General features: G+C 68.3%; 8 protein-coding genes. 3 read left to right on the top strand and 5 right to left on the bottom strand.

Annotated features, from left to right (window positions below; translation table 11 throughout):
- Positions 1-43: 43 nt before the first annotated feature.
- Entirely contained in the window at positions 44-12,352 is a 12,309-nt protein-coding gene (locus ACTRWB_RS09290) for an LWXIA domain-containing protein (protein WP_446901680.1), read from the bottom strand.
- 370 nt (positions 12,353-12,722) lie between these two features.
- Between ACTRWB_RS09290 and ACTRWB_RS09285 the strand changes: the two genes are divergently transcribed.
- The 3 genes from ACTRWB_RS09285 (at position 12,723) to pal (ending at position 15,578) form a co-directional block, all read left to right on the top strand.
- Positions 12,723-13,301: a hypothetical protein gene (locus tag ACTRWB_RS09285; RefSeq protein WP_446901679.1), complete on the top strand. Its 579-nt coding sequence runs from the start codon at positions 12,723-12,725 to the stop codon at positions 13,299-13,301.
- A 278-nt stretch (positions 13,302-13,579) separates the two neighbouring features.
- Positions 13,580-14,791: a porin gene (locus tag ACTRWB_RS09280; protein WP_446901678.1), complete on the top strand. Its 1,212-nt coding sequence runs from the start codon at positions 13,580-13,582 to the stop codon at positions 14,789-14,791.
- 295 nt (positions 14,792-15,086) lie between these two features.
- Positions 15,087-15,578 carry a peptidoglycan-associated lipoprotein Pal gene (gene pal / locus ACTRWB_RS09275; protein ID WP_446901677.1) on the top strand — a complete coding sequence of 164 codons (492 nt, stop codon included), beginning with the start codon at positions 15,087-15,089 and terminating at the stop codon, positions 15,576-15,578.
- Positions 15,579-15,755: 177 nt separating this feature from the next.
- Here pal and ACTRWB_RS09270 read toward each other — a convergent pair whose 3' ends face one another.
- The 4 genes from ACTRWB_RS09270 to ACTRWB_RS09255 form a co-directional block, all read right to left on the bottom strand.
- Positions 15,756-16,229 (bottom strand): hypothetical protein, encoded by a 474-nt coding sequence (locus tag ACTRWB_RS09270; RefSeq protein WP_446901676.1) that lies wholly within the window; start codon positions 16,227-16,229, stop codon positions 15,756-15,758.
- 456 nt (positions 16,230-16,685) lie between these two features.
- Positions 16,686-17,945: a c-type cytochrome gene (locus ACTRWB_RS09265; protein ID WP_446901675.1), complete on the bottom strand. Its 1,260-nt coding sequence runs from the start codon at positions 17,943-17,945 to the stop codon at positions 16,686-16,688.
- Positions 17,942-18,628, bottom strand: a complete 687-nt coding sequence (locus ACTRWB_RS09260) for a (2Fe-2S)-binding protein (protein ID WP_412024518.1) — start codon at positions 18,626-18,628, stop codon at positions 17,942-17,944. Before ACTRWB_RS09260 ends, ACTRWB_RS09265 begins: the two co-directional genes overlap by 4 nt.
- Complete coding sequence (locus tag ACTRWB_RS09255; RefSeq protein ID WP_446901674.1) at positions 18,625-21,504, bottom strand: xanthine dehydrogenase family protein molybdopterin-binding subunit; 2,880 nt, start codon at positions 21,502-21,504, stop codon at positions 18,625-18,627. Before ACTRWB_RS09255 ends, ACTRWB_RS09260 begins: the two co-directional genes overlap by 4 nt.
- Positions 21,505-21,925 lie beyond the last annotated feature (421 nt).

Raw genomic sequence — 21,925 nt, 5'->3', positions numbered from 1 at the left:
AACGCCCGGCCACCGCCGAACCGCGGGCCCCACTCGCCCACCCTCACCCAACCACGACCTGCTGCCCAGGACTGATCGCGCCCGGATCGTTCGCCAGATTCCGGTTGAGTTGCAGGATCTCGTTGAGCGCGACGTTGATCCGCTGACCGTCCGACATCTGCTGCTGTTGATCGGCCGGCACGTGGGCCGCGGCAAGCAGCGATCCTTCGTGACGTTCGGCGATCGTCCACAACGAATCTCCCGGGGCCACATTCACCGTCAGCGGCGTGGCGCTTGCCGAACTCGACGGAGGCTGCGCCGGTTGCGACGGTGTCGCGGATGCGTTCGGTTGCGACGGCGTCGCCGACGCGCTCGGCTGAACCGGCGCCGTCGTCGCCCCTGGCGACGGCGCAAGCGACGCGCCCGGCGTCGGCATCCCGTTGCTCGGGCCCAGATGATTCGTCGATGAACCGGGTGGCTTGTGCTTGTCGTGCGACGCCGTCACCGACGTAATCAGGCTGATCCCTTGCGTGATGCCGAAGATCGCCACCGGCGCGAGCGCGATGCCGGTCGGCAAGCGCGCCAGCCACGGCGTCGCGTTCGGGAAATGCGAATGCAGGCGCCCGGCACCGAGCAGCAAGCCCGACATCGTCGTCAGCGTGCCGGTGTACGGATCGCTCGTCATCGCGGTATGAATGCCGCCCGCGATGCTCATTGCCGAGGTCACGTAATCGCCGGTCGCGCTCAGGGTACGCGCGAGCTGGCTGCGATTGTCGGCATTCATGCCGCGCAGGCTGCCCCGGTAGACGATGCCGGTATACGCGGCGCCGAACATTCCGCCCAGGGCCTGTCCGCCGGCCAGCAAGTCGCCTGTCGCTCTCACCTTGTCCACGTTCAACTTGATCGCGACGCCGTAACCGCCCAGCGAAAGCACGCGGCCGATCCGGCCGACCGAGTGCCGCGGGCTGCCGTGGTGCAGCAGCTTCAGCGACGTCCCGCCCACCACGCCCTGCATCTGCGAGAGCATGTCGGCGGCGATCGCCTTCGTATGCATGACCGTGTCGTCGAACGACAGCTGGCCGTCGTCGTTGAGCCCGCGCAGCTGCGCAGCCTTGGCCTTGCCTTCGTACGCGATCTGCTCCAGTTGCGCGCCGCGCCCCGCCACGTCGAAGCCGTTCACCTTCAGTTGCGTCTGCAACCCGCGCACGAGCCGGTCGACGACCCGGTCGAACACGCGCGGATCACCGTTCTTCAGGCTGGCGACCGCACCGTGATGCAGCGCCTGGAACACGCGGCCGACCCGCAGCCCCGCGTAAAAGGAATTCGTCGCGGTACGTACCGGTTCCTTGCCGACCGTAACGAGCACGCCGGCCCCGGCGGCGCCGGTCACGGCCGCCGCTCCGAGGTCGCCGCCGGCCCGCCGCCACCACGACGTGGGCGGCCGGTTGACGCCGATCGGCTCGTTGTGCACCCGCAGCGCATGCAACTCCGCCTGTGCGCGCTGCGCGTCGGGAATATCGACCTTCGCGAGTTGCGCGGCCTCCCGGCGGCTCGTACCGATCGGCTTCGTGCCGTCGTTGAGCAGCGCGGGATCGCGCACGACCGCACGCCAGTAGTCGAGCGGGTCCGCCGCGGCCGGCTGCGCGCGCGTCTTCACCCGTTTGGGCACGCTGCTGCCGTATTGCTCCAGCCAGCGCCCGCCGAACGTGCGCGCGCCCTTGTCCGTGGGGAAGCGCGGCTTGTTGCCGTCGGCCTCCCACTGCTTCGTCGCATGCTCGATCGTCGCCTTGCGCGCCTGGTTCAGCCACACCGTCGTGTTGCCTTCGTAGATTTTTTGGCGCAACCCGGCGATTTCGGCGGGTGTCATCCCTTGCGCGGCGCCGAGCCGCTCGACCTCCGCGAACAGCAACTGATGTTGATTCGCCAGCGTCTTCCGGTCGACACGTTCGAACACGCGCGTCAACGCATCGGCGCCGTGCAGGCGGTTGATCACGTCGGGCCGCTTGCGGTTGTCGACGATCAGCTTCGCGAGCGCGCTGGTGAGCTCCTGGTTGCCGATGAAGTCGGCGCCGTGCGTGCCGTACGACAGCCCCATGTGGACCCATTCGAGCCCCTTGCGCTCGAGCACCGCGCGCAACAGCTTCTCGTGCCCCGCGCCCGGCACCGATTCCGGCACCGTGTCCCAGCCGTGGAACGTGACCATCACGTTCGGCGCGACCGTGTCGGGATGCGCGTTCGACCAGCGTTCGAGCGCCGTGACGACCCGCACATAGTCGTGATACGTGTCGTTGGTGCCCGACTGGAACCGGTAGTCGACACCGGACACGAGCGCGCGCGACGGCGCCGTCTCGAGCCGGATCGCGAAACCCGTGCGCGCCGCCTCGTCGAGCCAGCGGTGCAGATGGTCGAGATCGTCGAGCGCGAGCGCTTTTCCTTTCGAGCCCGGCGCGGGATGAATCATTCCGTTCTCGCCGTCGAACGTCGCGTTCTTCTGGTCGCCGAGTGCCTTCACCGCGCGCAGGAAATCCGGATCGTGCGCCTTGCCGAGCGCCGCCGCGAGCGAATGCGGGTCGATCACGAGCGTGACGACCGGCGTCACGCCGCCGTACCGTTCGACCTGCGCGCCCATCAGCGCAGGATCGTCGCTCAACGAGTACGAACGCGCCATCGGCACCATCCGATCCTGCAACTGCGGGTCCGAGCGCGTGAAGAATTGCCGGACCCGCTTGTCGGCGACGGTCGCCGCGCCGACGCGGCGCGTGTGCGGGCGCAGCTTGCCGTTGACCGGCAGGAATCGCGATGCCGACGTCGACACGTCGCGCGCGACATACAGCTTGTTGTTCAGCGTGCGCCACATGCCGACGTCGACCATCACGGCCTGCGGGTCGCCCTTCAGCACGAGATTCACGTTGCCGGGCCGCTGCGCCTGCTTGTTGTACGCCTCGACCTGGTCGTGGGTCGGGAAATAATCGTCGGACTTCGCCGCGCCGTTGCGCAGGCTGAACTCGACAACCGTGGCCGACGGCAACCCCGGCTGGTACGGTTCGATCGACAGCGGCTCGGGCGCCGGACCACTGCTCCCCACGCGCCGCAATTCGCCGAGCACGTCGTTGTAGCCGTGCTGGAGGCGGGCCGCCAGCGCGCGGAAAGCGGCCGACTGCTGGCCGCGCGCCTGCGCGTCGGACACTTGCTCCTTGAGCGCTTTCTCACGCGCCTCGAGCGCCGCGACGCGCGTCGGCCGCGCACTGTTCAGGAAGTCGCGCGGCTGCAACTGCGTGAGCAGGAAATGCACGTCCGCGCCGAAGCGATCGGTACCGATCGGCATTTCGTCGAGCGGGATGCCCGGCTTGTTCTGGTTGCCCGCGTGCTTGATCTCGTCGAACCAGCGCATCTCGCCGTTGCGCACCGCGATCGCGCCGAGCGGACTGTCGAGCGCCTCGGCCACCGCCTGGTCCGTCTTGAACACGTAGATCACGTGACGCCCGCCGTCCAGCGAGCCGTTGCGGATCGCGGTCAACAGGTGCGACACGCCGTTGCCGCTGAAGTCGACCGCGTTGAGCGTGGACTTGTCCGACGGCAACAGGTGCGGATCGACCGGCGGCCGCGGCGCCGCGTTCGTGCCGCCGCCCTGTTCCGCGGCTGCCAGCGGCTTGCGGACCGGCACGATCGACTGGAACATGTCGCCGGCCGAGCGCAACGGTTTCTTGTCGGTGGCAGCGGCGTCCTTCGCCGGCCGGAACCCGCCGATGCGATCGACGACCTCGGGCCTGACGTCGCTGACCACGAACCGGATACCGCGGCGCGGCGAGCGGCCGACCGGAATGCCGCCGCGGCGCCGTCGCCGGAACACCGTCCGCAGGTTCTGCTCGGGAATCTCGGTATCGCCGAGCGGCGCCTTCTCGACGTACTTCCATTCGTGGTTCGTGTTGCGCTGTGCGTAGCCAAGCACCTTGCCCGTCTCGTCCTCGACCACGTGAATCCAGCGGCGCTCACCTTCGACCGCGCGCACCGCCTGGCGCGGCCGCTTGAAGGCCGGCGCGTCCTGCAGCTTCGACACGTCGGCGGCGAGCACGGGATCGATCGTGCCGGCCGCCCCCTTCACGGGCCACGACGTCTTGCCGTCCGGCGTCTCGATCTTCGACGGGCCGCCGAGCTGCACCAGTTCGTCGTGCGCGACCGGCGATACATAGAAATCGTACTGGCGCCGCGCGCGGCGCCCGTGGCCGGCGGCTTGCTCCAGCGCCTTTTGAAGCGTCTGCTGCACGCGTTTGCCGTTCAGCATCCGCGCCGGGCCGAGCGTGCCGTACGCATCGGTTTCGAGTACCGCGACGACCGCCGGCAGCGCGTGTTCGACGCCGTCGGCGGGCGGCACGGTATGCGCCGTGATCAGCACGTGCGCGTTGGATCCGAGCTGGCGCGCCAGGCCGTCGAGCGTCGGCGCGTGCCGGCCGTCGACGCGTTTGAGCGTGCGCTGGCCGACGCTGTCGAGCCATGCGGCGGCACGCGCCTGGGATTCGGCCGCTTCAGCCACCGCGGCACTCTGCGGTGTGGCAGGTGCACCCGCATGACCGGAGACGGTGGCGGGCGTCGCCGCGCCGGACGGGTCGCCGGCGGTGCCCGCGAGGCGGCCGGTGGCCGGGTCCGCTCCGCCGAGCATCGGCCAGACCGGGCGGCCGCCGACCGAGCCGACCGCGCGCAATCCGGCGGCATGCACGGCCGCATAGCCTTCCGGCAATCCGGAACCATCGACGCCGGCGAGCCGGTACGACACATTGCCGGTAGCCGCGTCACGGGTTCGCACGACATACATGTCGACGCCGGCCGGCTTGAACAGCTCGCCGCCGGGCGTCGTGATGCGCAGCGCGCGTGCCGGATCGTGGCCGAGCGCCGACAACAGCACGACGTCGGCCGGCGCGGCGGCCTCGACGGCGGCCAGGTTCGCGGCCGCCTGGGCCGCGACGCGTTCCTGCGCCGTCAGGTCACCCTGCGCGAACGCGGTTGCGTCCGGCAGCGCATCGGCCGGCACGTACGCGTGATGGCGCGGCCCGGTATGCTCCGCATCGAGTGCCGGGCCGAGATCATCGTGCGCGACCACCCGCGTGCCTTCCGGCAACGCGCGCTGTGCATCGGGCATCGCGTGGCCCGGCGCGTGCGTTGCCTCGGCCGTCGCGTCGGGCACCGTGCCGCTGAAGCGGAACCAGCCGTCCTCGGGATCGAGCGCGCCGAAATCTGTGCCGCTGCCGAGCACGATACTGCCGTCGTGCGTGACGAATTCGACGCGCAGGTTGGTCAGGCCTGCTTCGTCGAACGCCTGCATCACGCCGTCGATCACGCGGGTCGGCTGCGGTTCGTCGAGGAAATAGCTCGGCCAGCGCTGGCTCACGGTGCCGCCGGCGCGCGTGACGCGCGCGGTGTCGCCGATCACGCCCGGCCGATCGGTCAGCGCGCTGCGGAACGGATGGTCGAGCGTGACCGATTCGAACGTACCGTCCGGAATCGCGGTGAAGTCGTAGCCGGGATCGGCAAAGGTCGGATCGGCCACGCGCGGCACCGTCGGACGCACCGGCGCCTCGCGCATCGGCGGGGCCGCCGTGTACGCGGTGGCCGACGAAGGCTCGGCGCCCGACCCGGCGGGGAGCGCCGGGCGTCCCGCGCGCGTCGGGTCGCCGCGGAAGCTCTGCATCGCCAGGCGATCCTTGTCGACCTGGCCGGTCGGCCGCGTCCCGCGCACGGCCGCCGAACCGTCGGGCTGCACGAGCAGGATGTCCGGCGGCGCCCACACCGTCGTCGGCCGGCCCGTGAGCTCGGACAGACGCTGTGCGAGCGTGGCGGCAAACGTCGTACTCGCGGCCTTCACCTGGCCAGGCGCGACCCGCAACGGATCGTGCTTGGTCGACCCGCCGAAGCACGAGTACAGCGTCACGTCCTGCCCCGGTTCGAGATGCGGCGCGACGCGCGCGGCCACCTCGTCCGGCGTGAGCGGCCGGCCTTCGGGGCCCAGCATCGCGTCGGCCGACATCCCGTGTCCTAACACCACGTGATGGCCGGGCGGCGACATCAGCGCGCGCGCGCCGATCGCATGCAGCGGGTCGCTGGGCGGCATCAGCAGCGTGTCGGCCGGGCGCAGGAATTCGGGGTGCTGCGTCGCGTCGACGCCGGTCACGTCGTCGAATCCCGTCTGCAGGATCGACTGGCCGTGGATCGTCGTCGTGACGACGCCGCCGTCGACGATCCTGCGATCCGTATAGACCCGGCTGTTCTTCGGATAAGTCTTCTGCGGGATGCCGGACAGGCCGTCGTCGGCCTCGTCCGCGACGGCCCGCTCGGCGCGCGCCGCCCATTCGTCCGCCGTGAAGATCTGCCCGGGCCCGACCTCGACGATCGGGGTCGGCACATCGATCGGCGTCGGCACATAAACAGGCGGCTCGCCCGCGTCCGGCTCGGCGCCGAGACGCGGATGCGCGGGCCCGCGCGGCGGCGACACCGGCTGCCCGGCATCGCGTTGCGCACCGGCGTTGCCGCGCCGCCCGCTGTCCGCTTCCGGATCGATCTGCGCTTCGATCGGGCGCACCGGTTCGACCGGCGCGTCGCCATGCGCGGCCGCGTTCGGCACGGGCTCGCCGCGTCGCGCGAACACCATCGGCGGTTCGCTCGCGTCGGGTGCCTCCGGGATATGCAGGTAGAGCCGCGTCGACACGTCGGGGTCGTGCGCCGGCACGACGATGTCGTCGCCGTTCGGATACAGGTAGAGCGCCCCGGTGCCGCGCACCGAGTTGGACGCGATCGACGCGATCACGGGCACCTGCAGCTCGTATGCCAGTTCCTGCGCGAACGGGTAGCCGCCGGAGCCCAGATAACACCCCGTCAGCAGCACGCCGTTGCCTTCGGTATAGGCGGGATCCTCGAGCAGCTTGCGTGCGAATTCCCTCGGCGACATCGTGGTGCCGTCTTGCGTGACGGCGCTCGAACTGTCCCAGCTCACGTCGCGCGGCCGCGTGCCGTGCGATTCGGCGATGTCGAAACCCGACACCTTCAGGAATTGCCGCGCGGTCGCATGGCCGAGCAGGTTCACGACGCTCGAACCCGGCACCGGCCGCAACTCCAGCGGATTGACGCGAACCGGCTGCGCACGGCCCGGCGAGAACTTGCCGTTCACGTCCGGTTCGATCTGGAAACGCGCGAGCCGGCGGCCCGGATCGGGGATCGCGCGCCGCCACCCGGCCGCGTCGTCGTTGCCGAGCCGGCCGAATACCGGCGCCTGGATCAGGTCCGCGAATTCCTGCAGCAACTCGGGATCGGCGCCGCTGTGCGGCCCCTCCAGCGCAACCGGCACGCCCGGCGTGTAGCCCTTCCACGCCAGCTCCTCCAGCGCGTACGTCATCTCGAGCGCACTCGCCGAGCGGCCGCTGCGTGGATTGACGATCGCCCCGCGATTCGTCAGTACGCGCCACACGTACACGCCGAGCGGCACGCGTGACTGCCCCGACGCGTCGCGGCCGCCCCAGCGGTTCGAAACCGGGCGCGGCGCCACGGTGCTCCAGTCGACCGCATGCGCGCCTTGATCGATGACCGCCAAAGCCGGCGAGAACCGGTAGGTGCGCGGCGCATGCTGCACCGAGTGGTCGGGCTTCCCCGCGTAACTGGGGGCGCCGGGTTCCAGCTCGATGCCGGCCGTATAGCCGGAATCGGGGCCGTCGCTGCGATAGCGCGGCGAACGCCACACGACGAAGCCGCTCGAGCCGTACACATCCACCCCCAGCACGTTCGCCAGCAGTTGCGCGAACGACGTCACGCGCGTGCCCGAGCCGCAGGCATAAAGGATCACCGGCGATTTGCCGTCCCAGCCGCTCTGGCGCACCATCGCGGCCACGTCGTCGGCGCTCATCGGCTTGCCGGTCGCGCTCGCCAACGCATCGGACCACGCGTGCGCGTACACGGCGAAGTAGCCGGGCGGCACCGGCATCAACGGCCGCTCGCCCGCCGGCAGCCGGTTCTCGGGCTGCGACGGGTGGTTCGAATAGATCGCGAGGTCGGCTTCGCGGCGCGGATACGCGCCCCACTGCGTTTCGTGCATGCCGCCCAGCGCGTTGACCACGTCGATGCGCTTGCCGTCCTCGAAGCGGATCAACGGCTTGGCCGGATCGAATCCGCGCGGATACACCACACGCAGCGTGCGATCGTACGTATCGTTCATCGACAGGGTCAGCGCCTTGCCGGCATTGTCGAACCCGACATGGCCGACCATCGCTTCGGGCGGCACCGTGCCGTCCGCAGCGAGCCTCGTGGTGTCGACCAGCGCGACCTGGTAGCGGCCCGCCACCGTCCCGCCGAGCGCGACCATCATCGCGTCGTGGTACGACGCATATCGCGTCACGCCGATCGTGCCGTCCTCTTCGGCCGCCGCGGCCGCGCGTGCCGCCGCATCGTCGCCCGCGGCCGCGCGCCGTTCGTCCGCGTTCGCCGCGCGGATGTCGTCCGACAGGTTGCCGCGGTCGGTCGCGGGCAGTCCGTCCGCCTCCGGGTTGCGCACGTTGCCTTCGGTGTCCTCCAGCGCGTACACGTAGTATTCGATGTCTTCGAGACGGTTGCCGCCGGCGAGAACCGATCCGACCACGGTGCGCAGCACGTCCGGATCGGCCGCCGCCCGCGCGGGAATTTCCCACGACGCAGGGTGTCCCGTCGTTGCCGGCGTGCCGGCCTCGGCCGGCGGCGCTTCGTCGGCGGCCAGCGCATGCGCGATCGCCGGCGTCGGTTCGCCGTCGATGGCCTCCGTGTCGGGCGCCAGCCGCAACGGGATCGCGTCGCCTTCTTCCGGTGTGCCCTGCGTGCGGCGCGCCCGCAGCCACGCGGAGAATCGCGACCGCAGCCCCGCGTCGGCCGGCGACACCGGTTCGCCATCGTCGGCCGATTCGCCGAAACTGTTCGCCTGCTCCTCCGCGTGTTGCCACGGGTTGCCGATCTCGCCGACCGCGAGACGCTGGTTCGCGAGCCCGTTGGCGAGCATCGAGTTCGCGACGTCGACCGCGACCGGCCTCGGTGCCGACGGCGGCTCGGGCGTCTTCGTGATCGCGCGGATCGGCCGCTCCATCAGCGTGTGCGAGCCGAGGCCCATCTGCGCAACGCCGATCCCGAGGTTCAGCAACTGCTGTGCGCGATCGGAGTCGGACATCGCGTCCCAGTTCTTCACCAGCGACACACCCTGGTCGAGCATCTGGTAACCGCCGATCGCGCCGCCGGTCACGTTGAACACGCCGGCCGTGCGGCCGGTCATCTGCGCGAGTGTCTGGAACGCATCGGCCCCCTGCGTCAAACGGCCGACACCGGCCGCCTCGGCCGTGACACCCTCGCCACGCGATGCGAGCGTGATCATGTCGGATACCTGCCCGGTCGTGCGCAGCAGCGACGACGCTTCGGCGAGCGACTTCGCCGCCACGCCGAGCCCGCCGCCCGCCATGCCCGTGCCGCTGCCGATCAGGCTGATCCAGTCGCCGCGCGCCTGCGCATTGCCGAAGCCGATCGACTGGCCGTGATCGCTCAGGTTCTTCAGGTCGGCGATCGCGGTCGGCACGCCGACCGCCATCCCCACGCCGACGGTCGTCCATGCGGCGCCGAGCAGCGCGCCGCCGACCGGCGCGCCGATCCCGCTCGCGACCAGCACGACACCGCCGGCCGCCGCGAGAATGCCCGTGCCGATTTCCAGGTAGTGTTCGACGTGCTGGTACCACTCGGTCTTGTGCGCGTCGATCGACTGGTATTGCGAGAAACCGCCGGTGGCGGAATCGGTCGTCAAGCTCTTCGGCACGTACAGCTGGCCGTCGTCGGACAGCGCATTGTTGTGCTGGTAGTTGTCGACGCTGTCGTATTTCCAGCCGCGATCGTCGATCAGCTGGTACTGGTCCGGATGCCCCGCGACCTGCACCTTGAACAGCGCGCTCGGCGCTGTGCCGGTCCCCTTCGACACGTAGTAGATCGGCACCAGCGACACGACCGCGTGATCGCCGCCGACCTTGCGGATCTGGTCGACGACGGTCTGGATCATCTGCGTCGCGGCCGAATTCTTCGCATACAACGACTGGCTGTTCACGGCCGTACCGTTCTGCAACTGCCCGTTGCTGACGATCAACTGCTCGAGCGTTGCCATCGACGGCACGTCGTTCCGGTCGGTCGGCACCGCGCCCGGGTCGTCCGGCTGAATCCCGAGCCCTGCGCCGACGAAGTTCGTGAGCTGGTCGGAACCGACCGTGAACGTGCGCGACTGGCCGTCGAAGTTCTTCTGGAAGTCGTTGAAATACGCCTGCAGCTGCTGGTCCGGATTGGACTTGAACAGGTTGTAGCTGGCCGTTGCGGCCTGACTGTTCTGCTTGTTCTGCGCGTTCTGCGTCCCTTGCTGGTAACGCAGCTGGAAGTCGACCGCGAAGTTTCCGCTGAACCGGTCGTTGCCCTGCATCTTCGACAGCAGCGCCTTCGACAGCGACGAATCGACACCGGACGACAGCGCCACGCGCACGCTGTCGAAACCGTAGCCCGGGTCGCTGCCGCGCAGCGTGTAGATCACCGCCTTCGCGTTGCTCTTGTCGTCGAGCAGCCAGTTCGCGACGTCGTCCTCGCGCTGCACGGGCACGCCGTTCGCGGTCGGCTGCTGGTCGGCCAGCCCGACCGCCTTGCTGAGCCCCTTGAAGAACTCGGTGCCCTGCCCGTATGGCTGCGGCGTGCCCGTGTTCGTCTGCATCCACTTGTTGTTGAAATCCTTCTCGACGGTGTCGAGCACGACGCCCGCGAACTCGGGCGGCGCGTTGTTCAGGATGTCCTGCATCCACTTGCCGGCCTTGTCGGCGTTCATCGTGTCGTCGTAACGCGCACGCATGCTCGCCTGATCCGTTGCATCCGCATCGGGTTTCTGCATCAGCGGATCGATCTGCGAATGGATGAACTTCGCGTCGAAATGCGGCTGGCCGGCCTGCGTCCACAGTGTCTGGCGCTCGTCCAGCGAGAACGACGCGTCCATGTTGGTCTTCAGCACCTGCAGCGCGGCGCCGGGATTGCTGCCCGGATCATGCATCAGCTGGTCGACCTGCTGCTTCGTGTACTGCAGCCGCACGTCGGGTGCCGCCGCGAGCAGCGTCTGGATCTTCTGGTACGCGGGCGAGTTCTTGTCGACGTGCGCCATCGCATACGCAAACACGCCACCCGCCTGGTCGATCTGTGCGTTCAGTGCCTTGGCGTCCGCCTCGCTCAGGCCCGCCGGGTTCACCGGCACGCCCGTCAGCTTGACGAACGCCTCCGCGAGCGGATTCTGCGCGGCCAGCGCCTGTTCCTGCTTCGACAGCTTCGGGTCGTTCGGATCGACGGTCTGGCCCGTGTCCTGCATCAGCGCGAAGCTGACCGGATCCGACTGCGCGAGCTGCTTCATCTGCGGCGTCAGCGACGGATCGTCGGGATTGATCGTCGCGATCGTACGCGTGAGCTGGCTTTGCTCGCCGAATACGTCGACGAGGCCGGTGTACCACATGCCGTCGTGGTTCTGCTTCACGGACGCGACGGCCTGGTTTTGCTCGTCGGGCGTCACGTAGGTCAGCGCGGTGTCGTCACTGCCCGTCACCACCTTGTCGTACTGGCTCTGCGCCTGCGACATTTCCTGCGTGATGTCGGACTCGTCGGCGCGGCGCAATCCGCCGGGCTCCTTCTGCCACGCCGCATAGTCGGCCTTCGCGTCGTTCAGGCGCAGCGTAGCGGCCGACACGCTGTATTCGTGACGCAATGCGTTCGTCAGCGCCGTGTAGGCGGTGTTGGAGTTGGCATCGGCCGTGCTGGCCGCCTGACGCAACTGCGCGCCGGTATCGGGGTCGTCGCGCCGGATCCCGCCCGGCAACGCGTTGTACTGCTGCAAGTCGGTATTCGCGTCCTGGTCCTGCTGCGCGACCTGCGCAAGCTGGAAGGCCTTTTCGTTGGTCGCGCGCTGCGGCGCCGATTCCGCCGAGACGGTCTTCTGCGCGTCGTCGAGGACTTCGCCGAGCACGGGATCGTTCGGCGTCGCGTTGCGCAGATCCGATGCGACGCCCGCGATCGCTTTGTTCGTGTCGCCGCCGCCGTCGGCGGCCACGCGCATCTGGTTTTCGACGGCCACCTGCACCGCGCCCCACGCGGATTCGGCCTTCTTGACCTGGTTGTCGAGGTCGGCTTGCGACGCGCCCTGGTCGTTCAGGCGCTTGAGCGTCGCCATCTCCGCCTGCGCGAGCTGAAGCAGGCGCTGCGTCTCGGCCTGTGCCGCGGCGAGGGCCTTCTGGTCGGGCGTCTGAGCCGGCGGGGCACTGGCGGCGTTGTTGTTCGTCCCGTTGTTGTTCGTCGGGTTGTTGTCGTTCTGCGGCTGCGGCACGTCAACCGGTCCGCCCCCGCCTCCCACTGCCATCAACACCATGTCCGTTCTCCCGCGGCATGCGTGACGTTCCGGGCAAGCGGCAGGCCGCCACGCGCAATGGTCCATTGTGCCGAACCGATCGCGCGCAAAAAGTCGCGAATTACGTAGTCCGCGGCACGGTTAAGCCGGCAGCGGCAAACGCGCGCTACGAACAGCGCGCGCGGAAAACGGGCGTGGCTTGCCGATCGCGGTTCGATGCCGTCCGAACGGTAAATTTTTCCCGTTGCCGCCGGCCGTGCCGTCCATTCATACTGATTGGTCGGGAGAAACCCGGCGCGGCGGCCGTGCGCGCCGTTGCGACGAACCTCCACACACCACGACATTCCCGATGCACTACCACCCCGACGACATCAGCCGGCTGTTCCTGAGCGTGCCGACCTTGCAGTTGAACCGCGCTGCGCCGGCCGAACGGTTTCTTGCTGCCGCGGTCGATACCGGCGTCGAACTCGGGCATGTCCTGCGCGAATATCCGCAGGTCCGCTATCAACCGCTCGATTTCCACTACCTGTGCCAGCAAAGCCTGTCCGTGCTGGACGACCCGCTGCTGGCCGATCTGACGCGCGACATGAATCACGGATGGCGCGGCGCGCACTGGGCCGCGCTGCTGATCGCGTTATCGGGCAATGCACGCTACCTGCCGCATCTCGACGACGTCAGGCGCCATCGCGGTGTCGAGTGGACCGTCGGGCTTGCCGAAGCCGCATCGCATCCGGATGCGTCGTCGGCGGCGTTTCGTGGTTGCCGGTCGATCGTGCGCCTGCGCAATCAGCTTGCCGTGTTGCCGCGCGTCGTCGTTCGACTGAGACCGTGCCCGTCGCCGGAAGCGATCGAAGCCAGGGCGATCGCCGTGCGTGCCGCGTATCGAAGCGGTGGCGTCGACGCCGCGCTGCCGATTGCCCGCCGTTAACCGTTCGACATTTGATTCCGTACCGACGGCTCGACCGGCCTGATGTCGCACTGAAACCGAAACGCGCCGCCGACACCTCGACACGCCCCCTCCCGCGCCACACACTCCCCGACGCCTGCGCCGACACGTCGCGATTCCGCTCGATTTCGCAGAGGACCTTTCCAGTGCAGCGCCTTAATCGACCGTCGCTCGATCTCCAATAATGGCCGCGCGATCCGTCGGCCCGCACGCCGACGCGACCTGCCGGCCACCGGGCCGGGCCAACGATAAAAACTCCTATGCATTCCTACCAAATGAACAAGCATGCCGGCGCGCGCGTCGCGGGGACCTTTTTTGCCGCATGCATCACCGGCTTCGTGCCGGGCGTCGCCCACGCACAGAGCAGCGTGACGCTGTACGGCCTGATCGATACGTCGATCACCTATGCAACCAACCAGCGCACGCAAGGCGCCGGCTCGCCCGGCAGCGGTGCTGTCGCGATGACGAGTGGCGCACTGAACGCGGCGCGCTGGGGGCTGCGCGGCCGCGAGGATCTCGGCGGCGGGATGGCCGCGGTCTTCACGCTCGAAAACGGCTTCTCGGGCACCACCGGCAAGCTGTCGCAGAAAGGCGTCGACCTGTTCGGCCGCCAGGCGTGGATCGGCGTGAGCTCGAAGACGGCCGGCACGCTCACGTTCGGCCGCCAGTACGACCTGATCCTCGATTTCGTGACGCCGCTCGGCGCGTCCGGGCCCGGCTGGGGCGGCAACCTCGCGGTCCATCCGTACGACAACGACGATTCGAACCGCAACCTGCGCATCAACAACGCGGTGAAGTACACGAGCCCGACGTATCACGGACTGACGTTCGGCGCGATGTTCGGCTTCTCGAACACCGCGGGCCAGTTCAGCAACAACGCGGCGTGGAGCGCGGGGCTGTCGTATGCGAACGGGCCGCTGAAGCTCGGCGCCGGCTACCTGAAGATCAGCCGCGACCGCAATGCGCCGAACCCGGACGGCGCGCTGAGCACGGTCGACGGTTCCGCGACGATCACGGGCGGCAACCAGCAGATCTGGGCCGCGGCAGGCCGCTATGCGTTCGGGCCGCATTCGGTCGGCGCCGCATGGTCGCACTCGACCACCGACGGCGTGACGGGTGTGCTCCAGGGCGCCAGCATCGCGCCGCTGAAGGGCGAATCACTGGTGTTCGACAACTTCTCGGTCGACGGGCGCTTCTTCGTCACGCGCGCATTGAGCCTCGCCGCCGCATACACCTACACGATGGGCCGCTTCGACACGCGCACGGGCCAGACACGCCCTAAATGGAACCAGGTCGTCGCGCAGGCCGACTATGCGCTGTCGAAGCGCACGGACGCATACCTCGAAGGCACCTACCAGAGCGTGAGCGGCGGCAACGGCAATCCCGCGTTCAACGCGACCGTCTGGACGCTGACGCCGTCGGCGAACAGCAACCAGGTTGTCGTCGCACTGGGTTTGCGTCACAAGTTCTGACGACGCGGCACCCTGCTCGCTTGATCGCCTACGGAAGCAGGAATGTCTCCCGAACTGTCGCGTCTGCGCAAAAAATGCGGAGAAACTGGTCACGCTGTGACATTTTTCCTAATCTAGTTGCAGCGGCATCGTGTTTCGGTGCTCCGGCCACAACACTCTTTCATATGGCGTCCCGCCGGCTTACGAAACGCATCGCGTGACGGAGCCGGCAGTTTCGCGCCGTTGCGGCCGGATACGTACGTGCAGATGTGGCACGCACCACGCTTTCGACGCAGTCAACCGCTGGAGACGAACGATGAGCAAAACGAACCGATTTGCGGTCCTGGCAGCCTTCGCACTACTGGCCGGTTGCCACCACGCGGCGAAAACACCCGAGAATGCCGGCATGGCGCCAACGCCGTCGAGCGAAGCCGTCGCAACGGTGGCGGCCGACGAGCTCAACAATCCGAACGGCCCGCTCGCGAAGCGCAGCATCTATTTCGATTTCGACCAGTACTCCGTGAAACCCGAATACCAGTCGCTGCTGCAGGCGCACGCCGACTACCTGCGCAGCCATCCGGCGCGGCACGTGCTGATCCAGGGCAATACCGACGAACGCGGCACGTCCGAATACAACCTCGCGCTCGGCGAGCGCCGTTCGCAGGCCGTGATGAGCGTGCTCGAAACGCTCGGCGTGCCGGCCACGCAACTCGAGGCCGTCAGCCTCGGCAAGGAAAAGCCGGTTGCGCTGGGGCACGACGAGGATTCGTGGGCGCAGAACCGCCGCGCCGATCTCGTTTATCGTTGATCCGAGGATGCAGCCGCGCCGGCGGCATCGCGTAAAGGAACGCACTGCAGGCTGCGGGCCTGCCCGGGCCCCGGCCGCATCCGGACACCACCGAACCGTGACAGTGATCGCGCAACGGGCTTCCAACCGAAGTCGTGCACGTCGTGGCGCAGGATCGCGCGACGCACGCGGTCATGCTCAACGCAAGCGTTCGAGGCGCCGATGCAGCCAATGGGACATCACGCCCGACGTCACGAACGAATCGAGTATGGCGATCCCGTCGATGCCACCGATTTCATCCAACTTCAACAGATAGGTCTGCAGCAGCACGTATCCGATCATCGAACCGGTGCCCACGACGATCCCCAGCAGCACGAACCAGCGCCGCCGGATGCGCGTGCCGATCGCGCCCATGATGCCGCCCGCAACCGCCGCGGGCAGAAAATAGCCGAATACGAACGACGCGACAAAAACCATCAGCACCATGCCAGCGCAGAGTTTCAGCGTATCCCACTGCGGACCGTGAATCACGGACCACGCAACCAGCATCACGGACGGCCACACAATCGCCGCAACGAGCGGGCCGCCGACGGCAAACGACAGGCAGCCGAACACAACGGGACTGGACGCACGCAGCGGTTTGCGCGGTGGACGATCGATGGTGGCACTCATGTTTTTGTAATCGGAATCGGAATGGCGGCGTGCCGGAGTGTACCAAGGCACCGTGCGGCGCGTCCGATCCGGCACTTTCACGCACGACGATACGCAAAAAGCATGGAATAAACGGTCCGCCCGAAACGTTTCGTCATCGCGCAGTCGCGCGGTTCACGCGAACCGGCCTGTCCAGCGGCCTGCGCGCTGCAAGGAGATTGCAATGAAATCGGCAACGTTGGCCGCGGCGCTGATCGCGGCGCTGGTGCTTGTGCTGTCGGCGGGATGCACGTCGGGCAGCGGCACTTCGCAAGGGCCCGGCATGAGCCGGTACGGCGGCGGGTCGGGAGGCAGCGGAGGGGGTGGCGGAGGCGGCGGAGGCTACTGAAGCGCCGCCGCAAAAAGTCGGGCGACGCATCGCGCGCGAGCGCCGGAAACCGGCCGCATCGCGCGCGACGCCCCGCCCTGCGGCACGACTTAACGCATGGCCTTCACGTCGGCCGGCGTAACGCTAGCTGGCTGGCCGCCCCACGTCGCGCGCAGGTAGTTCGCGAGCTGCGCGAGTTCGTCGTCGCTCAGCGTGTGCGCGAAACCCGGCATCGGCTGCAGGTTTTCGAGGCCGGCAAACTTCTGCTCGTCGATGCCGTCGAGCATCGCGACCAGCAGGTTGCGCGGGTCGCCCTGGCGCACCGTCGAATTGCCGTTCATCGGCACCGCGACGTGCGGCTTGCCTTCGCCGTTGAAGCCGTGACAGCCCGCGCAGACCGCCAGATACACCGAGCGGCCGGCCGCGAGTTGCGCGGCGTCGGCCGACACCGGCTTCACCGGTTGCGGCGCGGGCGGCGTGTCGCCGAGCAGGTACACGGACAACGCGCGCAGGTCGTCCTTCGTCATGAATTGCGTGCTCAGGTGCACGACCGGATACATCTCGCCGAACGCCGAGCCTTGCGGCGCGATGCCGACGCCGAAGAACGTCTGCAGGTCGGTGCCCGTCCAGCCGCGTGCGGCGAGGCCGGCCGGCGTGATGTCCGGCGCGGCCACGCGGCCGAGCGCGGCGCCCGCGAGCGGCTTCGCGCTGTCGAGTTGGCCCGTGAACGTGCGCGGCGTATGGCATTCCGCGCAGTGGCCGAGCGCGTTCGCCAGATAACGACCGCGCTGCCAGTCGGCGGATTGTCCGGCCGACGCGTCCGGCAGGCTGTCCTTTAGGAACACCATGTCCCAGAAAAACATCCCGAAGCGCATGTTGTACGGGAACTTCAGGTCGTGCGCGCGGTTTTCCTGCGCGACCGGCTTGACCGTCATCAGGTACGCGTACATCGCGTCGGTGTCGGCGCGCGTGAGCTGTCGATACGACGTGTACGGCATCGACGGATACAGGCGCTTACCGGGCGCCTTGCCGTCGTGCAGCGCGGCGTAGAAATCGTCCGCGCTCCAGTTGCCGATCCCGTGATCCTTGTCGGGCGTGATGTTCGAACCGTAGAACGTGCCGTACGGCGAATCGAGCTTCGCGCCGCCGGCGAACGGTGCGCCGTCCTTCGCGGTGTGGCACGCCGCGCAGTCGGCGGCCTTGACGAGATAACGGCCGCGCGCGACCTGGTCGGCACCGGGTGCGCCGGACGCCGCGTTCGACGCAGGCGCGTCATGGCCGCCGCAGGCGGCGAGCAGCAGCGCGCAGGCCGCCGCGAGCACGGGCAGGCCCGCGGCCCGCGCGACACGATGGGCGAATGTGCGTTTCATGCGGCGTCCTTCACGAGTCCCGGCGTCGTCAGCACCACGTCCTTCACGGCTTCGTAGTAGCGGACATAGCCCGTGCAGCGGCAGATGTGCGCGTCGAGCGCCTCGGTGATCGTGCGTTCGACGTCGGCCTTCGCGACCGGTTCGCGCTTCAGGCGCTCGATCAGCACGGTCGCCGCGTTGACGAAGCCCGGCGTGCAGTAGCCGCACTGGAAGCTGAAGTGCTCGAGGAACTTCTGCTGGATCGGCGACAGTTCGACCACTTCGCCCGCGTCGTTGCGCTTCGCATGGCCTTCGATCGTGCGGATCGAACGGCCGTGGAAGAAGTGCGCGCCGGTAATGCAGGTGCGCATTTCCTCGCTCGTGCCGTCCGGCTTGTCGACGATCACGACGCAGGCGTGGCAGATGCCCTGCCCGCAGCCAAGCCGCGAACCGGTGAGGCCCGCGTACTCGTGCAGGAACTCGATCATCATCAGCCCTTCGGGTACCTGCATCGGGCCGACGGACTTGCCGTTGATATTGATCGACAGCGGCTTCTGCTGGAACCGGACGAGCGGACGCTCGACGGCTGCCGGCGCAGCGGCCGGGGCGGACGCCGGTGCGGCCGAAGCCGCCGCCGGCGCGGAAGCGCCGGTCGCAGCCGCGCTGGCGCTCGCGGCCGAAGCCGCGGTTTGGGCGGTCGTCATGCGAGCACCTCCTGAATCTTTTGCGGGGTCACCGGCAGGTCGGTGAAACGATGGCCGATCGCGTGCGCGATGCCGTTCACGATCGCGCCGACGACGGGGATCATCACCACTTCGGCGACACCCTTCGGCGGATCGGTCTCGGACAGCGGCGGCAGGATGTCGCCCGTCTGCGACCACACGGCGACGTCGGACGCGCGCGGCAGCTGGTAGCGGTTGAAGTTCCACGTACCGTTGCCCGGGCCGTCCTCGTAGAGCGGCAGGTATTCATGCAGCGCATGGCCGATGCCCATCGCGAGGCCGCCCTGCAACTGGCCCGACACGAGCTGCGGCGAGATCTGGTTGCCGCACTCCATGATCGAGTGGTGCGTGATCAGTTCGACCTTGCCGGTCGCTTCGTGCACGGCCAGCTCGACGAGCGTGCCGACGGCCGTGTAGTACGTGACGGCCGCGTTGTTGCGGCTCGTCGGCGGGATGAACACGCGCTTGCGGTCCAGCACGCGATAACCGTTCGCGGTCGGCGCGAGCGTGCCGCGCATCGTCGTCGCGCCGGCCGGCGCGGCGGTGCCCGGCACCGGGCCGTTGTCGTCGCCCGTCTTCGGCGCGCCGACGCGCAGCGACAGCCCGTCGATCGGCAGGCGATCGACCATGCCGCCCACTTCGAACTCGGCGTCGGTCCATTGCCAGCGGTTGAACACGTGCACGACGGCGCCGGTCGGCAGGCCGAGCGCATGCGCCTGCTTCGCGAGCTGTTCGAACGTCAGCGGTTCGAGGCCGTCGGCGGTCAGCTTGCCGTCGACCCAGCGCGCGTCCTCGATGCGGATCGTGTACGGCGCGGCCTGGCCGCCGCCGAGGCCGCGCGTCCAGATCGACATCGCGGCCGGCCACAGCCCGTAGCGGAACACCGCGCGCGCGGCTTCGCGCGTGCTGTGCGTGAAGTAGTACGCCGAGTTGGTCGCGCTCGACGGCGACGCATAGTTCGGCGACCAGCGCGGGTTCGCACTCAGCCGATCCTGGTCGGCCTGCGACATGAGGTACGGATCGCCGCTCGTCTCGACCGGCAGGTCGGGCCACTCGGTCACGGCGACGCGCACGTCCGTCGCCGGACGGCCGAGCCATTTCGCGACCGCGACGGCCTGCGACGTCGACATCCCGGTGCCGATCTCGGCAGCCGTGTGCTGCAGCGACACCTTGCCGTGCTCGTCGAACTCGACCTTCGCGAACGATGCTTCCGCGCCCGTGCCGAAATCCTTCTGCACGCAGGCGAAACCGACGCCGTAGCGCTTGCCCGGGTTCGCGGCCTCGAATTCGGCCTTGCGCGCGACACGGTGCGTCCACAGCGGATGCTGCTTCGCGCGTTCCAGCACTTCGTCGACGCGCAGCGCGCCGGCGGGAATCGCGCCCTGCGTGTTCTTCATCCCCGAGCGCAGCGCGTTGCGCAGGCGGAAATCGATCGGGTCGATGTTCAACTGCGCGGCGATCTCGTCGACCGCCATCTCGGTCGCGGCCATGCTCTGCAGCGTGCCGTAGCCGCGCGCGGAGCCGGCGTCGATCGCGCGTGACGCGATCGCGACCGCGGCCAGGTCGCTCTTCGGGAAGTAGTAGATCGACTGCGCGGCCGTCGCGCCGACCATCGCGACCGACGGCGAGAAGTTCATGCGCCCGCCGCCGTTCGCCTCGAAGTCGCCCTTGAACGACTGCAGCAGGCCCGTGTTGCGGTCGACCGCGATCCGGTAGTGCATCTTGAACGCGTGACGCTTCAGCGACGTCTGGAACTGCTCGTAGCGGTCGTTCGCGAAACGCACCGGGCGGCCGTCAGCGTACAGCGCGCAGACGAGGCCGTAGAACGGCACATTGAAGTGATCCTTGGAACCGTAGCCGACCGTGTAGCACGGATGCACGAACAGCTTCTTCACCGGGAAGCGGCATTTCGCGACCATCGCGGCCGCGTTCTCCGACACTTCGAGCGGCGACTGGGTCGGCACGACGAGGTGCAGCGACTGCGTCGCGGCGTCGTACCAGCAGTTCGCGTTGTCGGGTTCGAGCGCGGCCGTATCGATCGACTGCGTGTTGTACTCGCGATCGAACACGAGCCAGTCGGCCGACGGATGATCGAGCTCGCTGGCGATCTGCCCCGCGAGGAACATGCCCTGCTCGTCGAGCTTGCCGTGCTCCTTGCCGTCCGGCCACACCGGCAGGTGCTTGCGCATCATGCTCGGGAAGATCGGCGCGTCCTTCAGGCTCGAATAGACGTCGTCGTCGTAGGCCGTCTTGCCGCCCACGCGCACGTAGCGGAACGTGCCCCACGGATCGCGCTCGAGCGGGCCCGTGACCGCGCCGTAGCGGATCACGTCGTCGCGGAACTTGAGCGTGTTCTTCGCGAAGCGGAAGCGAGCGAAGTCGTGATAGATCAGGATCGCGACCGCATGGCCGAGATACGCGGGCGTCTTGCCAGTCGGCAACAGCATGTCGTCGCCGTAGAACGCCGGGAACGCGACGCCGTCGCGCGCGAGATCGTCGGCCGTGACCACGCGGTCCGGTTTCAGGTCGTCGCCGAGCAGCGACAGGTCGAAGCCTTCGTACGTGCGGTCGGCCTGCGTGGCGCGCAGGATCAGCGCATGCGACTGCTGCTGCGGCCAGTGCGGCATGTCGGCTGCGCGCACGTCGCGGGCGAACACTTTCGAGCCCGTGACCTTCGCGATGCCGTCGATGCGAAATTGGGGGATGCCGGTGACGCTATCCCATTTGACCGGGGTGAGGAGTTTTTCTTCGAAGAGCGCCGCGAATGCGCGGCTGCCCAGGGGCGCGACATACACTGCGACGCCCGCCAGCACGCTGGCTTTCAGAAAACCCCGCCGTGACAGGCCGTGGTTTTTCATGTGGGGGAACCTCCTGATGCGGCTCGGACGGCGATAGGGTGTCGCGGCGTTCGGAGCGGCGCGCATTCTGGCATTGTTTTTGATATATCGCCTATAGTATTTCTCGCATGAAATACTTATTGAATTTCTTATAACGGGATTCAGCCGGGCTGCGGCGGCCGGTCGCGGCGCGCAACGCGTCGACGATTTGTGCACGTTTGCCTGCCGACGCGCAAGCGCGCCACCCATGGCGGCCGGTCTCCGGTCGGCCGCAGCACATCGTCTCGTTGTGCAACGATGCTGCCTCCGTGCTGTCGAATGCGCAAGACCTCAGCAGCCGTGGTTTACGACTAGCGTCCGGGGCCAGCCGGCCCGTCCGGCGCCGGCGCCCGGACGCTCCGCGCCGCGCATGTTTCATGGTAATGTCGCGCGTATCCGGCTT

Source organism: Burkholderia sp. YIM B11467 (assembly GCF_052952715.1).
This window is presented reverse-complemented; position numbering and strand designations above follow the sequence as displayed.

Excerpts from the sequence above, each read along its gene's own strand:
- ACTRWB_RS09280 (WP_446901678.1), top strand. The coding sequence starts at position 13,580 with ATGCATTCCTACCAAATGAACAAGCATGCCGGCGCGCGCGTCGCGGGG.
- ACTRWB_RS09270 (WP_446901676.1), bottom strand. The coding sequence starts at position 16,229 with ATGAGTGCCACCATCGATCGTCCACCGCGCAAACCGCTGCGTGCGTCC.
- ACTRWB_RS09285 (WP_446901679.1), top strand. The coding sequence starts at position 12,723 with ATGCACTACCACCCCGACGACATCAGCCGGCTGTTCCTGAGCGTGCCG.
- pal (WP_446901677.1), top strand. The coding sequence starts at position 15,087 with ATGAGCAAAACGAACCGATTTGCGGTCCTGGCAGCCTTCGCACTACTG.
- ACTRWB_RS09255 (WP_446901674.1), bottom strand. The coding sequence starts at position 21,504 with ATGAAAAACCACGGCCTGTCACGGCGGGGTTTTCTGAAAGCCAGCGTG.
- ACTRWB_RS09260 (WP_412024518.1), bottom strand. The coding sequence starts at position 18,628 with ATGACGACCGCCCAAACCGCGGCTTCGGCCGCGAGCGCCAGCGCGGCT.
- ACTRWB_RS09265 (WP_446901675.1), bottom strand. The coding sequence starts at position 17,945 with ATGAAACGCACATTCGCCCATCGTGTCGCGCGGGCCGCGGGCCTGCCC.